This is a genomic window from Enterobacter cloacae complex sp. P13B (assembly GCF_014895915.1).
GTDB classification, from domain to species: domain Bacteria; phylum Pseudomonadota; class Gammaproteobacteria; order Enterobacterales; family Enterobacteriaceae; genus Enterobacter; species Enterobacter bugandensis.
The window spans coordinates 257965-271881 of record NZ_JADBQN010000010.1; the positions used below are offsets into that span (position 1 = coordinate 257965).

The window sequence follows — 13917 nt, forward strand, 5'->3', positions numbered from 1 at the left end:
GGGATTGCCGTAGAATGTCCGCCCTCATTACGAGTCACCAAGGTGGTTACACACAAACCCCGCTTCAGTCTGCTGCCTGAGGCGTCTATATGGGACAGCGCAAAAATTGAATACACAATCCCGTTCTCGTTCACCGCTGGTGCAACTGGAACGAATTCGTAAAAGCTTTGATGGCAAAGACGTCATTTCCGACCTCAACCTGACCATCAATGATGGTGAGTTTCTTACGCTGCTTGGCCCTTCCGGTTGCGGCAAAACCACCGTACTGCGCCTTATCGCCGGGCTGGAAAGCGTTGATAATGGCCGCATCCATCTTGAGAACCAGGACATAACCCAGGTTCCTGCCGAAGATCGCCACGTCAATACTGTTTTTCAGAGCTACGCCCTGTTCCCGCACATGACCGTGTTTGAGAACGTGGCGTTTGGCCTGCGGATGCAAAAAACCCCGGCTAATGAGATCGAACCGCGCGTCACCGAAGCCCTGCGCATGGTTCAGCTGGAGACGTTTGCCCAGCGAAAGCCCCACCAGCTCTCCGGCGGTCAGCAGCAGCGCGTGGCCATTGCCCGCGCGGTCGTCAATAAACCGCGCCTGCTTCTGCTGGATGAATCCCTCTCCGCGCTGGATTACAAGCTGCGCAAGCAGATGCAGAACGAGCTGAAAGCGCTACAGCGCAAGCTCGGTATTACCTTTGTTTTTGTCACCCACGATCAGGAAGAGGCGCTGACCATGTCAGACCGTATCGTGGTAATGCGTGACGGTAAGATTGAGCAGGACGGTACGCCGCGTGAAATTTACGAAGAGCCGAAAAACCTGTTTGTCGCCAGCTTTATTGGCGAGATCAATATCTTCAACGCCACGGTGATTGAGCGTCTGGATGCACAGCGCGTTCGCGCGAACGTCGAGGGACGCGACTGCATTATCACCGTGAACTTTGCCGTCGAGAAAGGACAAAAACTCAATGTCCTGCTGCGCCCGGAAGATCTCCGCGTTGATGAGATCCACGACACGGCCGACGTCGAAGGTCTGATCGGTTACGTTCGCGAACGTAACTATAAAGGGATGACCCTCGAGTCCGTTGTGGAACTGGAGAACGGCAAAATGGTGATGGTCAGCGAATTCTTTAACGAGGACGATCCTGACTTTGACCACTCTCTTGACCAGAAAATGGTTATCAACTGGGTAGAAAGCTGGGAGGTTGTGCTGGCTGATGAAGAACACAAGTAAGTTCCAGAAGGTGGTCATTGCCACTATCGTCGGTTGGCTTGTGTTATTTGTCTTTTTACCCAACCTGATGATCATCGCCACCAGCTTCCTGACCCGCGACGATGCAAACTTCGTTTCGCTGGTCTTTACGCTGGACAACTACGCGCGCCTGCTCGATCCGCTCTATTTCGACGTGCTGTTGCACTCGCTCAATATGGCGCTGATTGCCACCGTGGCCTGCCTGCTGCTGGGGTACCCTTTCGCATGGTTCCTGGCGGGACTGCCGCAAAAGGTGCGCCCGCTGCTGCTGTTTCTGCTGATTGTGCCGTTCTGGACCAACTCGCTGATTCGCATCTACGGGCTGAAAATCTTCCTCAGCACCAAAGGCTACCTCAACGCGTTTCTGCTGTGGCTGGGCGTGATTGATACGCCAGTGCGCATCATGTTTACCCCAGGTGCGGTAATCATTGGCCTGGTCTATATCCTGCTGCCGTTTATGGTGATGCCGCTCTACTCCAGCATTGAGAAGCTCGATAAACCGCTGCTGGAAGCGGCAAAAGATCTGGGGGCCAGCAAGCTGCAGACCTTTATCCGCATTATCATTCCGCTGACCATGCCCGGCATTATTGCGGGCTGTCTGCTGGTGATGCTCCCGGCGATGGGCCTGTTCTACGTTTCTGACCTGATGGGCGGGGCGAAAAACCTGCTTATCGGCAACGTGATTAAGAGCCAGTTCCTGAACATCCGCGACTGGCCGTTCGGCTCCGCGACCAGCATTACGCTCACGGTGGTGATGGGGCTGATGCTGCTGGTCTACTGGCGCGCTTCTCGCCTGCTGAATAAAAAGGTGGAACTCGAATGATCGGTCGACTGCTTCGCGGCGGTTTTATGACCGCCATTTACGCTTACCTTTATATCCCGATTATCATTTTGATCGTGAACTCGTTTAACAGCTCGCGGTTCGGGATCAACTGGCAGGGGTTTACCACCAACTGGTACAGCCTGCTGATGAACAATGACAGCCTGCTGCAGGCCGCACAGCACTCGCTGACGATGGCGATCGTCTCCGCCACCTTTGCCACGCTGATTGGCTCGCTGACCGCCGTAGCGCTGTATCGCTACCGTTTTCGCGGCAAGCCGTTCGTCAGCGGCATGCTGTTTGTAGTGATGATGTCGCCGGACATCGTGATGGCGATTTCGCTGCTGGTGCTGTTTATGCTGCTGGGCGTACAGCTTGGCTTCTGGTCGCTGCTGTTTTCCCATATCACCTTCTGCCTGCCGTTTGTGGTGGTCACCGTCTACGCGCGTCTGAAAGGGTTCGACGTGCGCATGCTGGAAGCGGCGAAAGATCTGGGTGCCAGCGAGACGATCATCCTGCGCAAAATCATCCTGCCGCTGGCGATGCCTGCCGTCGCCGCCGGATGGCTGCTCAGCTTTACCCTGTCGATGGATGACGTCGTGGTTTCCTCCTTCGTGACCGGGCCCAGCTACGAAATTCTGCCGTTGAAGATCTATTCGATGGTAAAAGTTGGCGTCTCACCGGAGGTGAACGCGCTGGCGACCATTCTGCTGCTGTTTTCGCTGGTTCTGGTGATCGCCAGCCAGGTTCTGGCTCGTGATAAAACAAAATCTCAGGGGACAATGAAATGAAAAAAATGCTCGCCGCTGCGGCGCTGGTGCTTGGCATGGGTGCCGCGCACGCTGATGACAGCAAAACGCTTTACTTCTACAACTGGACCGAGTACGTGCCGCCGGGCCTGCTGGAACAGTTCACAAAGGAGACGGGCATCAAGGTGATCTACTCGACCTACGAGTCGAATGAAACCATGTACGCCAAGCTCAAAACCTACAAGGACGGCGCCTACGATCTGGTCGTTCCTTCCACCTACTTTGTCGACAAAATGCGCAAAGAGGGCATGATCCAGAAGATCGACAAAACGAAGCTAACTAATTTTTCAAACCTCGATCCTGAGATGCTCAACAAGCCGTTCGACCCGAATAACGACTACTCCATTCCGTACATCTGGGGGGCGACGGCGATTGGCGTGAACAGCGAGGCCATCGATCCGAAAACGGTCACCGGCTGGGCCGATCTGTGGAAACCGGAATACAAAGGCAGCCTGCTGTTAACCGACGACGCGCGTGAAGTGTTCCAGATCGCGCTGCGTAAGCTTGGCTATTCCGGTAACACCACCGATCCGAAAGAGATCGACGCGGCTTACAACGAGCTGAAAAAGCTGATGCCTAACGTGGCGGCATTCAACTCTGATAACCCGGCAAACCCGTATATGGAAGGCGAAGTAAACCTGGGGATGGTGTGGAACGGCTCTGCGTATGTTGCCCGTCAGGCCGGGACGCCGCTGGAGGTGGTCTGGCCGAAGGAAGGCGGGATCTTCTGGATGGATAGCCTCGCGATCCCGGCCAACGCGAAGAACGTGGACAGTGCGCTGAAGCTGATTAATTTCCTGCTGCGTCCGGACGTGGCGAAACAGGTAGCCGAGACGATTGGCTACCCGACGCCAAACCTGGCCGCCCGCAAGCTGCTGAAGCCTGACGTGGCTAACGATAAGTCACTCTATCCGGATGCCGAAACCATCAGCAAAGGAGAATGGCAGAACGATGTAGGCGACGCGAGCCGCCTTTACGAAGAGTATTATCAGAAGTTAAAAGCAGGTCGTTAATGCAATACATAACGGGCGACGCAACGTCGCCCGTTACTCTTACAGCCCCTTCAGAAGCTTATCTACAAACGCTGGCACCACCTCGCTCGCCAGGCCATATTGCTTCTCTTCAAACTCGCTGCCCACCTGGCTCGGCTCCAGATTGAGCTCCACCGTATGCGCCCCGTGCAGTCGCGCTTCGTGAACAAACCCCGCCGCCGGGTAAACGTGCCCTGATGTGCCAATAGCGATAAACACGTCCGCCATCGCCAGCGCGCTGTAGATCTCATCCATCCCCAGCGGCATTTCGCCAAACCAGACCACGTGCGGACGCAGGCGCGACGGGAACTGGCAGCAGTGGCACTTGTCCTCTGGCAGCACGTCCTCTTTCCAGTCCAGCACCTGGCCGCTCCAGGCGCAGCGAACTTTAAGCAGCTCGCCATGCATGTGGATGATGTTCTTGTTACCGGCCCGCTCGTGCAGATTGTCGATATTCTGCGTCACCAGCAGAAAGCGGTCCCCGAGCGCCTCTTCCAGCTTCGCCAGCGCCAGATGCGCCGCGTTCGGCGCAATCTCAGGCTGCTGAAGCTGCCGACGGCGAGCGTTGTAAAACGCCTGCACGAGATCCGGATCGCGGGCAAAGCCTTCCGGCGTCGCCACGTCCTCGACGCGGTGCTCTTCCCACAGCCCGTCTGCCGCACGGAAGGTTTGAATTCCTGACTCGGCGGAGATCCCCGCCCCGGTCAGTACCACCACTCTGGGTTTATCCATCGCTTCTGGCATGATTCTGTCTCTGAAAAAGATCCGCTGGCGCAAGCGCTCTCGTAAGCGGCGTTTGTTTTTGCGAAAACGGCTGAGTCGACCCTGGCGACGCGACAGCATAAAGACCTCGTAAACTAATCGGTGAGATGAAGGAATGCGGCTCCGCGCATGCCTCCCGCGTCCCCGTGTCGCGCGCGTTCAATGCGCGGCACGCGGGCGACCGGCAATAAATGTCGGGGCAGACGCCCGGACAACCGTTCCGTAATCGCAGTAAAGTTTGACAGCCCTCCCCCGATCACCAGCAGATCCGGGTCGACGATGGTGAGAATATTTCCCAGGCACACCGCCAGCAGATCCAGATAGCGCTCGACGTGCTCACGCGCCTGCGCATCCCCCTGCTCCCACAGGGTAATGATTTGAGGGGCCTCAAGTTTCTGATGATAGAAGTGTTCGTAAAGCCATGCAAACCCGCGTCCTGAGAGAGAGTTCTCGATACAGCCGTGCTGGCCGCAGCCGCAGCGGGTGAGCGGGAAATCACGCCCTACCACCTCCAGCGCATCCACCGGGAGACGGATATGACCAAACTCCCCGGTGATGTAGCTGCGCCCGGTAATCGGCTTGCCGTTGATGACAATCCCCCCGCCTACGCCGGTACCGAGGATCAGCCCCATCACCAGCGGATAGCGGCGGAATTCATCGTCCCAGGCTTCAGAGAGGGCAAAGCAGTTGGCATCGTTATCTAAACGCACGTCGCGTTCTAGGAGGGCCGAGAGGTCGGCGCGGAGCGGTTTACCGCTGGCGGCAGGCACGTTGGTGGCATACAGCGTGCCATCATCGGTTTCCGGCATCCCCGGAATACCGATGCCGACGCTGCCTTTCACGCCAAATCGTTCATCCGCCTGCGCTACCAGCGCGGCAATGGCGGTTAAAAATTCATCGTAGCTTTCGCGCGGCGTGGGAACGCGGGTTTCCCACTGGAGTTTGAGGTCTTTATCAAACACGCCGAGCGCAATCTTGGTGCCGCCAATATCAAATCCATAATACATAACGCATTCCTCTTTCTGACATAGCGGCCTCAGGACCGCTACACCATGACGTAATTACTGGCCACTTAATACCCTCGCCGGATCAATTCGGCTTGCGCGACGCGCCGGATACCAGCTTGCCAGCAGACTCAGTAAAAGTGCTGTAACCAGCACATAAAAAACGTCCAGCCAGTGCAGTTCAGACGGCAGGAAGTCAATAAAATAGATGTCACCGGACAGGAACTGGTGACCAATAAGCTTTTCAATGCCGTTGATAATCGGCGTCAGCTGCAGAGAAACCACCACGCCAATCACCACGCCGCAAAGGCTGCCGAACAGCCCTGCCAGCAAACCGTACCAGACGAAGATGGCGCGAATAAGACCGTCTTTTGCCCCAAGGGTACGCAACACGGCGATGTCGCCGCTCTTGTCCTTAACCGCCATTACCAGCGTCGAGACGATATTAAAGCACGCCACGCCAATCACCAGCACCATCGCCAGATACATGATCGCACGGATCATCTGGATATCACGGTACATATATCCGTAAGTGCCGATCCAGCTTTTGATGTAGACATAGTTATTGGTCACGCTGCCGGCATCACGCACCAGTTTGTTGGCGTTAAAGACGTCGTTCACCTTAATGGCAATGCCCGTCACGCTGTCGCCCATGTCGAGATACTGGCGTGCATCCTCCATCGGCACCATCGCAAAGCTGTGGTCAAGCTGACCGCTCAGCTGAAGAATACCGGTAACGTGCAGGCGCACGCGCTTGGGCTGCTGTAATTTGTGATCGGCGCTGGCATTCGGGATCATGATTGACACCCAGTCGCCCTGCTTCACCTTCAGGGCATCGGCAACGCCTTTACCCATAATGATCTGCTGCTCGCCGGCCTTAAAGTTCGCCCACGCTCCGTTCTGAACATATTTCGGCAGCGCACTGAGCCGCGCTTCCTGGGCCGGGTTGACCCCTTTCACCTGAATGGCGCGCAGGTTTACCCCGCTCTCCACCAGCCCGGTAAAGTTAATGTAGGGCGCGGCCGCGGCAATGCCCGGCACTTTTTCCACTTTGGCGAGCGCATCGCTCCAGTTGGCCCACGGCTGGTTAACCGGCTCGATCTCCCCGTGCGGCACCACCGCCAGAATGCGGTTATTCAGCTCGCGCTCAAAGCCGTTCATAGCGCTTAAGCCGACAATCAGGACCGCCACGCCCAGCGCAATACCGATGGTGGAGATCACGGAGATCAGCGACACCATACCGCCGCGACGGCGGCCGCGGCTAAAGCGTAACCCGATGAGTAACGATAACGGTGACGCCATTACTCTGCCCCCATCAGGGTCAGTTCCGCGTTCAGATGGCCGTCGCGCATCTCAAGCTGGCGACCCATGCGTTTTGCCAGCTGCAGGTCGTGAGTCACCACCAGAAACGCGGTTCCCTGCGAGGCGTTCAGCTCGCCCAGCAGTTGGAAGATACTGTCCGCATTGCGTGCGTCCAGGTTACCGGTCGGTTCATCCGCCAGCACCAGGCGCGGATTATTGACCAGCGCGCGGGCAATCGCCACGCGCTGGCGCTCGCCGCCGGACAGCTCCGACGGGCGGTGATTTCCCCGGTGGCCCAGTCCTACCGCTTTCAGCATATCGCTGGCGCGGGCGTTAATTTCTGCCGGTTTCTTTTTGCCAATCAGCAGCGGCATCGCCACGTTTTCCAGCGCCGTAAAGTCCGGCAGCAGGTGGTGGAACTGGTAGATAAAGCCCAGCTCGCGGTTACGCAGCTCGGCCTTCGCCGCAGAGGACATTTTGCTCATCGGCTGACCGGAGAAGATCACGTCGCCGTTGGTTGGCGTGTCCAGCCCGCCCAGCAGGTGCAGCAGCGTACTTTTGCCCGAGCCGGAGCTGCCGACAATCGCCATCATCTCGCCCTCGCCCACGCTGAAGCTCACATTGTGCAGCACGTCAGTCTGCACAGTGCCTTCCTGATAGCGTTTGGACAGGTTGTCGCATTGCAACAGGATCTTATTCATAACGTAAAGCCTCAGCGGGTTGAGTGGCGGCAGCGCGCCAGGAAGGATAAAGCGTAGAAAGTAGCGCAATGGCCATCGCGGCCAGCGCAATTCCGACCACCTGCAGCGGCTCGATAGCCACTGGCAGCGCCGCGCCGTCAAGGAGCGCGCCGATGATCGGCATTAAATTATTAAGCTGGCTGGCAAGCAGTGCGCCGAGCACGGCGCCCAACAGCGCGCCGATAATGCCTGCACTGGCCCCCTGCACCATAAAGACCGCCATGATCTGGCGCGGCGTCAAACCCTGGGTTTGCAGGATGGCGACTTCGCCCTGCTTCTCCATCACCATCAGGCCCAGCGAGGTGATGATGTTAAATGCAGCCACGGCGACGATCAGGCTCAGCAGCAGCCCCATCATGTTTTTTTCCATGCGCACGGCCTGGAACAGCTCGCCTTTACGCTCGCGCCAGTCCTGCCATTTGGTACCGTCCGGCAGTTTTTGCTGGCTGAGGGTATCGACCTTCAGCGGCTGATCGAGCCACAGGCGCCAGCCGGTGATATTTCCCGCCGGGTAGCGCATCAGGCGTGACGCATCCTGAATGTTCACCAGCATCTGATAGCCGTCAACTTCGCTGTTGGCGGCAAAAGTACCAATCACGTTAAACAGGCGCTGGCTCGGCAGGCGACCCATTGGCGTAAACTGGCTGGCGGACGGCACCATCACGCGCAGCTGATCGCCGCGGTTGACGCCAAGCTGCCCGGCAAGCTGCTCACCCAGAATCACGTTGTATTTTCCGGCTTCCAGATCGGTTTGCTTCACGTTAACCAGGAACGGCGTCAGCGGGTCTTTTTGCGCCGGGTCAATCCCCAGCATCACGCCGACCGCCACGCTGCGGGCGCTTTGCAGCACCACATCGCCAGTGGTTAAGGGCGCAACGCGCGTGACGCCCTGTAACTTCGCCGCGCTTTCCGGCAGCTGTTGCGGGTTAACGGAACCGTTATTCGATGAGAGAACGGCCTGCGGCATCAGCCCCAGGATGTTGTTTTGCAGCTCGCGCTCGAAGCCATTCATGACGGAAAGCACCGTCACCAGAGCCATCACGCCGAGCGTAATGCCAATAGTCGAAAGCCAGGAGACAAAGCGACCGAAGCGGTCCGCGGCGCGCCCACGCATGTAACGTAAGCCTATGAAGAGTGCGACAGGTTGATACATGAAGTCCGTCTGTTTGCTGATAGCAGACCCACGAGTATATAAGCGAATCCGTTAAGGGTAAATGACTGAAACCGTAAGCTTTGGTAATCATTTTTCCGAAAAATTCAGATAAATCAGGGTACTAATGTCTGAAACCGCGCCTCGCAACCTCCACCTTTTCCGAAAAACCTCCTGATACAGACTGTTACCCATTACATCACGGTTTCGTTTAACAACAATTGCTCGTTCGTCTATGGCAATAAGGTAGTTGCGAACAATGAAGCAAAAAGCATTATGGATAAACCAGATAAAAGGGCTGTGCATCTGTCTGGTGGTGATTTACCACTCGGTTATCACCTTTTATCCTCATCTCAGCGGGCTACAGCATCCGCTCTCCGGTCTCCTCGCCAAATGCTGGGTCTATTTTAACCTCTATCTCGCCCCGTTCCGGATGCCGGTTTTCTTCTTTATCTCCGGCTATCTGATCCGTCGTTATATTGATGAGGTAGACTGGCGCACCAGCCTCGACAAGCGGATCTGGAGTATTGTCTGGGTTCTGGCGCTGTGGGGGATCCTGCAATGGCAGGCGCTGACCCACCTGAACGCCTGGCTGGCGCCCGATCGCGAGCTTGCCACCTCGTCGAACGCGGCCTACGCCGATTCCCTCCCCGGCTTTATAAAAGGCATGCTCACCGCCAGCACCAGCCTGTGGTATCTGTATGCTCTGGTGGTCTACTTCACGCTGTGTAAACTGCTGAGCCGCTGGAAGCTGCCGGTACTCGGACTGCTTGCGCTGGCGAGCATCGCGATCAACTTCCTGCCGCTGCCGTGGTGGGGAATGAACAGCGTGGTACGCAACATGATCTACTACAGCCTGGGGGCGTGGTATGGCGCCGAGCTGATGGCGTGGATGAAAAGCTTCAACCTGCGCCGCACCTGGCTGGCTACTGGCGCTTTCGCGGCCGTCTCCGTGGTGCTGTGGTTTGCTAACGTTCCTCTCCTGCTTTCTCTGCTGTCGATCGTGTTGATCATGAAGCTGTTCTACAGCCTTGAGCAGCGTTATGCCGTACATCCCAACAACCTGCTGAACGTGATTGGCTCAAACACCATTGCGATCTATACCACCCACCGCATCTTAATTGAGGCCTTCAGCCTGATCCTGATTGGCGAGATGAATGCCGCTTACTGGCCGGTATGGGCAGAGCTGTGCTTAATTCTGATCTACCCGTTTGCCAGCCTGCTGATCTGTACCCTTGCCGGGCTTGGGGTGCGTAAAATTTCCACCGCGCTGTTCGGGGACCTTTTCTTCTCTCCTCCGTCTACGCGGAGCCTGTCACCTGCCACCCGCTAACGCCCTCTCCGCCCCCGTTTTGGGGGCGTTTAGCCCTGCCGTGCGGTTACAATTTGCTTATGTAAAACGATCGAGGATAATAAAGACATTGCGTATCAGTGATATGCCCCAATACTGTTGGTATATCCATAAGAGACTCTGACATAGCCATGCCTGAACACTATCGTTATTCCTTGCCCGTCAAAGCGGGCGACCAGCGCCAGCTGGGTGAACTCACGGGCGCGGCGTGCGCCACGCTGGTGGCAGAAATCGCTGAGCGACACCCTGGCCCGGTGGTGCTGGTTGCCCCGGATATGCAAAACGCCCTGCGCCTGCACGATGAAATCCGCCAGTTCACCGATAGCCTGGTGTTTAGCCTGGCCGACTGGGAAACGCTGCCGTATGACAGTTTCTCCCCGCATCAGGAGATCATCTCCTCGCGCCTGTCGACGCTATATCAACTCCCGACCATGCAGCGCGGCGTGCTGATTGTGCCGGTGAATACCCTGATGCAGCGCGTCTGCCCGCATAGCTATCTGCACGGCCACGCGCTGGTGATGAAAAAAGGCCAGCGCCTGTCTCGCGACACCCTGCGAGACCAGCTTGACGGTGCCGGATATCGCCATGTCGATCAGGTCATGGAGCACGGGGAATATGCCACCCGCGGCGCGCTGCTCGACCTTTACCCGATGGGCAGCGACCAGCCGTATCGTCTGGATTTCTTTGATGATGAAATCGACAGCCTGCGCGTGTTCGATGCCGACACCCAGCGCACGCTGGAAGAGGTGGAATCCATCAATTTACTGCCTGCCCACGAGTTCCCGACGGACAAAACCGCCATCGAGCTGTTCCGCAGCCAGTGGCGCGACAGGTTCGACGTAAAGCGTGATGCAGAACATATCTATCAGCAGGTCAGCAAAGGTACGCTCCCGGCCGGAATCGAATACTGGCAGCCGCTGTTCTTCAGCGAGCCGCTGCCCGCCCTGTTCAGCTACTTCCCGGCAAATACCCTGATTGTGAACACCGGCGATATCGACGCCAGCGCCAGCCGCTTTGAAAGCGAAACCCGCGCGCGCTTCGAAAACCGGGGCGTTGACCCGATGCGTCCGCTCCTGCCGCCGGAAGCGCTGTGGCTGCGCACCGACGAACTCAACGCCGAGCTGAAGCGCTGGCCGCGCATGCAGCTGAAAACCGATTCGCTTGCCGATAAGGCCGCCAACACCAACCTCGCCTTCCGCACGCTGCCGGAGCTGGCCGTTCAGGCGCAGCAGAAATCGCCGCTGGATAATCTGCGCAAGTTCCTGGAGTCCTTTACTGGCCCGGTGGTGTTCTCCGTTGAGAGTGAAGGCCGCCGCGAAGCTTTGGGTGAGCTGCTGGGACGCATTAAGGTGGCGCCGAAGCGCATTCTTCGCCTGAGCGAAGCGACCGGAAACGGTCGATATCTGATGATCGGCGCCGCCGAGCACGGGTTCATCGACACGCTCAACAACCTGGCGCTGATTTGCGAAAGCGACCTGCTGGGCGAGCGCGTCGCGCGCCGCCGTCAGGACAGCCGTCGGACCATCAACCCGGACACGCTGATCCGCAACCTGGCCGAGCTACATCCAGGCCAGCCGATTGTTCACCTGGAGCACGGCGTTGGCCGCTATCAGGGGATGACCACGCTGGAAGCGGGCGGTATCAAAGGTGAGTACCTGATGCTGACCTACGCCAACGACGCCAAACTCTATGTACCGGTCTCGTCGCTGCACCTGATCAGCCGCTATGCGGGCGGCGCGGAGGAAAATGCGCCGCTGCACAAGCTGGGCGGCGACGCCTGGGCGCGTGCACGCCAGAAAGCGGCGGAAAAAGTGCGCGACGTGGCGGCCGAACTGCTGGATATCTACGCCCAGCGCGCGGCCAAAGAGGGCTTCGCCTTTAAGCACGACAAAGAACAGTACCAGCTGTTCTGCGACAGCTTCCCGTTTGAAACTACGCCGGATCAGGCCCAGGCCATTAATGCCGTGCTGAGCGACATGTGCCAGCCGCTGGCAATGGACCGCTTAGTCTGCGGCGACGTCGGCTTCGGTAAAACCGAAGTGGCGATGCGCGCCGCCTTCCTTGCGGTTGAAAACAACAAGCAGGTGGCAGTGCTGGTGCCGACCACCCTGCTCGCCCAGCAGCACTTCGACAACTTCCGCGACCGCTTCGCCAACTGGCCGGTACGCATCGAGATGCTGTCGCGTTTTCGCAGCACCAAAGAGCAGACGCAGATCCTGGAGCAGGCAAGCGAAGGCAAAATTGACATTCTGATCGGTACCCACAAGCTGCTGCAAAGCGATGTGAAGTGGAAAGATCTGGGGCTGCTGATCGTCGACGAAGAGCACCGCTTCGGGGTGCGTCATAAAGAGCGCATCAAAGCGATGCGCGCGGACGTCGACATCCTGACCCTGACCGCCACGCCGATCCCGCGAACCCTGAACATGGCGATGAGCGGCATGCGCGATCTGTCGATTATCGCCACGCCGCCGGCGCGTCGTCTGGCGGTAAAAACCTTTGTCCGCGAGTACGACAATCTGGTGGTGCGTGAGGCCATTCTGCGTGAAGTGCTGCGCGGGGGTCAGGTCTATTACCTGTATAACGATGTCGAAAATATCCAGAAAGCCGCCGACAGGCTGGCGGAACTGGTACCGGAGGCGCGTGTTGCCATCGGTCACGGACAGATGCGCGAACGCGAGCTGGAGCGGGTGATGAACGACTTCCACCACCAGCGCTTTAACGTGCTGGTGTGTACCACCATCATCGAAACCGGGATCGACATTCCAACGGCGAACACGATTATCATCGAACGCGCGGATCACTTCGGCCTGGCCCAGCTTCACCAGCTGCGCGGCCGTGTCGGGCGTTCGCACCATCAGGCCTACGCCTGGCTACTGACGCCGCATCCGAAAGCGATGACCACCGACGCGCAAAAGCGCCTGGAAGCCATCGCCTCGCTGGAAGACCTCGGCGCAGGCTTCGCGCTGGCCACGCACGATCTGGAGATCCGCGGCGCAGGTGAACTGCTGGGTGAGGACCAGAGCGGCTCCATGGAGACCATCGGCTTCTCGCTCTATATGGAGCTGCTGGAAAACGCGGTGGACGCCCTGAAGGCCGGGCGCGAGCCGTCTCTGGAAGATTTGACCAGCCAGCAGACCGAGGTCGAGCTGCGAATGCCTTCCCTGCTGCCGGATGATTTCATTCCGGACGTGAATACCCGACTGTCGTTCTACAAGCGCATCGCCAGCGCGAAGACGGAAAACGAGCTGGAAGAAATTAAGGTTGAGCTGATCGACCGCTTCGGCCTGCTGCCAGATGCTGCGCGTAACCTGCTGGATATCGCGCGCCTGCGCCAGCAGGCGCAGAAGCTGGGCATTCGCAAGCTTGAGGGCAACGAAAAAGGCGGCGTCATTGAATTTGCCGAGAAGAACCACGTCAACCCGATGTGGCTGATCGGCCTGCTGCAAAAACAGCCGCAGCACTTCCGTCTTGATGGCCCGACGCGACTGAAATTTACTCAGGAGCTGACGGAGCGCAAAACGCGCATGGACTGGGTGCGTAACTTTATGCGTCAGCTGGAAGAGAACGCTGTCGCGTAACTCGCCCTTCCCCCCCGTTAGCGCAGTGCTGGCGGGGGGACAATTTACAAACTCTTTGCACTTCACCCGATCTTCCCGACACACCCATTCGCCATAATTATCTTTAACCCCTTATAAAACAATAACC

General features: G+C 57.8%; 11 protein-coding genes. 6 read left to right on the forward strand and 5 right to left on the reverse strand.

The window, feature by feature from the left end; all coding sequences use genetic code 11:
* Positions 1 to 76 precede the first annotated feature (76 nt).
* The 4 genes from potA to potD are packed head-to-tail and all read left to right on the forward strand — an operon-like array spanning position 77 to position 3885.
* A complete protein-coding gene (potA, locus tag IM273_RS06675) occupies positions 77 to 1225 on the forward strand; it encodes a spermidine/putrescine ABC transporter ATP-binding protein PotA (RefSeq protein WP_169804854.1) in 1149 nt (382 codons plus the stop codon).
* A complete protein-coding gene (gene potB, locus IM273_RS06680) occupies positions 1209 to 2066 on the forward strand; it encodes a spermidine/putrescine ABC transporter permease PotB (RefSeq protein ID WP_041910497.1) in 858 nt (285 codons plus the stop codon). Before potA ends, potB begins: the two co-directional genes overlap by 17 nt.
* Positions 2063 to 2854 (forward strand): spermidine/putrescine ABC transporter permease PotC, encoded by a 792-nt coding sequence (gene potC, locus IM273_RS06685; RefSeq protein WP_028012744.1) that lies wholly within the window; start codon positions 2063 to 2065, stop codon positions 2852 to 2854. The genes potB and potC overlap by 4 nt, the downstream gene beginning before the upstream one ends.
* Positions 2851 to 3885 carry a spermidine/putrescine ABC transporter substrate-binding protein PotD gene (gene potD / locus IM273_RS06690; protein WP_193050258.1) on the forward strand — a complete coding sequence of 345 codons (1035 nt, stop codon included), beginning with the start codon at positions 2851 to 2853 and terminating at the stop codon, positions 3883 to 3885. Before potC ends, potD begins: the two co-directional genes overlap by 4 nt.
* A 39-nt stretch (positions 3886 to 3924) precedes the next feature.
* Here potD and cobB read toward each other — a convergent pair whose 3' ends face one another.
* The 5 genes from cobB to lolC are packed head-to-tail and all read right to left on the reverse strand — an operon-like array spanning position 3925 to position 8864.
* Positions 3925 to 4746 carry a Sir2 family NAD+-dependent deacetylase gene (gene cobB / locus IM273_RS06695; protein ID WP_041910499.1) on the reverse strand — a complete coding sequence of 274 codons (822 nt, stop codon included), beginning with the start codon at positions 4744 to 4746 and terminating at the stop codon, positions 3925 to 3927.
* Positions 4747 to 4760: 14 nt separating this feature from the next.
* Positions 4761 to 5672: an N-acetylglucosamine kinase gene (gene nagK / locus IM273_RS06700; protein WP_193050260.1), complete on the reverse strand. Its 912-nt coding sequence runs from the start codon at positions 5670 to 5672 to the stop codon at positions 4761 to 4763.
* Between the two features lie 54 nt (positions 5673 to 5726).
* Positions 5727 to 6971 (reverse strand): lipoprotein-releasing ABC transporter permease subunit LolE, encoded by a 1245-nt coding sequence (gene lolE, locus IM273_RS06705; protein WP_193050262.1) that lies wholly within the window; start codon positions 6969 to 6971, stop codon positions 5727 to 5729.
* Positions 6971 to 7672 carry a lipoprotein-releasing ABC transporter ATP-binding protein LolD gene (gene lolD, locus IM273_RS06710; RefSeq protein ID WP_008500772.1) on the reverse strand — a complete coding sequence of 234 codons (702 nt, stop codon included), beginning with the start codon at positions 7670 to 7672 and terminating at the stop codon, positions 6971 to 6973. The genes lolE and lolD overlap by 1 nt, the downstream gene beginning before the upstream one ends.
* Positions 7665 to 8864, reverse strand: a complete 1200-nt coding sequence (lolC, locus tag IM273_RS06715; protein ID WP_028012739.1) for a lipoprotein-releasing ABC transporter permease subunit LolC — start codon at positions 8862 to 8864, stop codon at positions 7665 to 7667. Before lolC ends, lolD begins: the two co-directional genes overlap by 8 nt.
* A 256-nt stretch (positions 8865 to 9120) precedes the next feature.
* Here lolC and IM273_RS06720 point away from each other — a divergent pair, with 256 nt between their 5' ends.
* Together IM273_RS06720 and mfd are read left to right on the forward strand one after the other, a co-directional pair.
* Complete coding sequence (locus IM273_RS06720; RefSeq protein ID WP_193050264.1) at positions 9121 to 10194, forward strand: acyltransferase family protein; 1074 nt, start codon at positions 9121 to 9123, stop codon at positions 10192 to 10194.
* A gap of 149 nt (positions 10195 to 10343) precedes the next feature.
* Positions 10344 to 13790, forward strand: coding sequence for a transcription-repair coupling factor (mfd, locus tag IM273_RS06725; protein WP_182035536.1), 3447 nt, complete (start codon positions 10344 to 10346; stop codon positions 13788 to 13790).
* Positions 13791 to 13917 lie beyond the last annotated feature (127 nt).

Excerpts from the sequence above, each read along its gene's own strand:
- mfd (WP_182035536.1), top strand. The coding sequence starts at position 10,344 with ATGCCTGAACACTATCGTTATTCCTTGCCCGTCAAAGCGGGCGACCAG.
- potC (WP_028012744.1), top strand. The coding sequence starts at position 2,063 with ATGATCGGTCGACTGCTTCGCGGCGGTTTTATGACCGCCATTTACGCT.
- IM273_RS06720 (WP_193050264.1), top strand. The coding sequence starts at position 9,121 with ATGAAGCAAAAAGCATTATGGATAAACCAGATAAAAGGGCTGTGCATC.
- lolC (WP_028012739.1), bottom strand. The coding sequence starts at position 8,864 with ATGTATCAACCTGTCGCACTCTTCATAGGCTTACGTTACATGCGTGGG.
- cobB (WP_041910499.1), bottom strand. The coding sequence starts at position 4,746 with ATGCTGTCGCGTCGCCAGGGTCGACTCAGCCGTTTTCGCAAAAACAAA.
- lolD (WP_008500772.1), bottom strand. The coding sequence starts at position 7,672 with ATGAATAAGATCCTGTTGCAATGCGACAACCTGTCCAAACGCTATCAG.
- nagK (WP_193050260.1), bottom strand. The coding sequence starts at position 5,672 with ATGTATTATGGATTTGATATTGGCGGCACCAAGATTGCGCTCGGCGTG.
- potD (WP_193050258.1), top strand. The coding sequence starts at position 2,851 with ATGAAAAAAATGCTCGCCGCTGCGGCGCTGGTGCTTGGCATGGGTGCC.
- lolE (WP_193050262.1), bottom strand. The coding sequence starts at position 6,971 with ATGGCGTCACCGTTATCGTTACTCATCGGGTTACGCTTTAGCCGCGGC.
- potB (WP_041910497.1), top strand. The coding sequence starts at position 1,209 with ATGAAGAACACAAGTAAGTTCCAGAAGGTGGTCATTGCCACTATCGTC.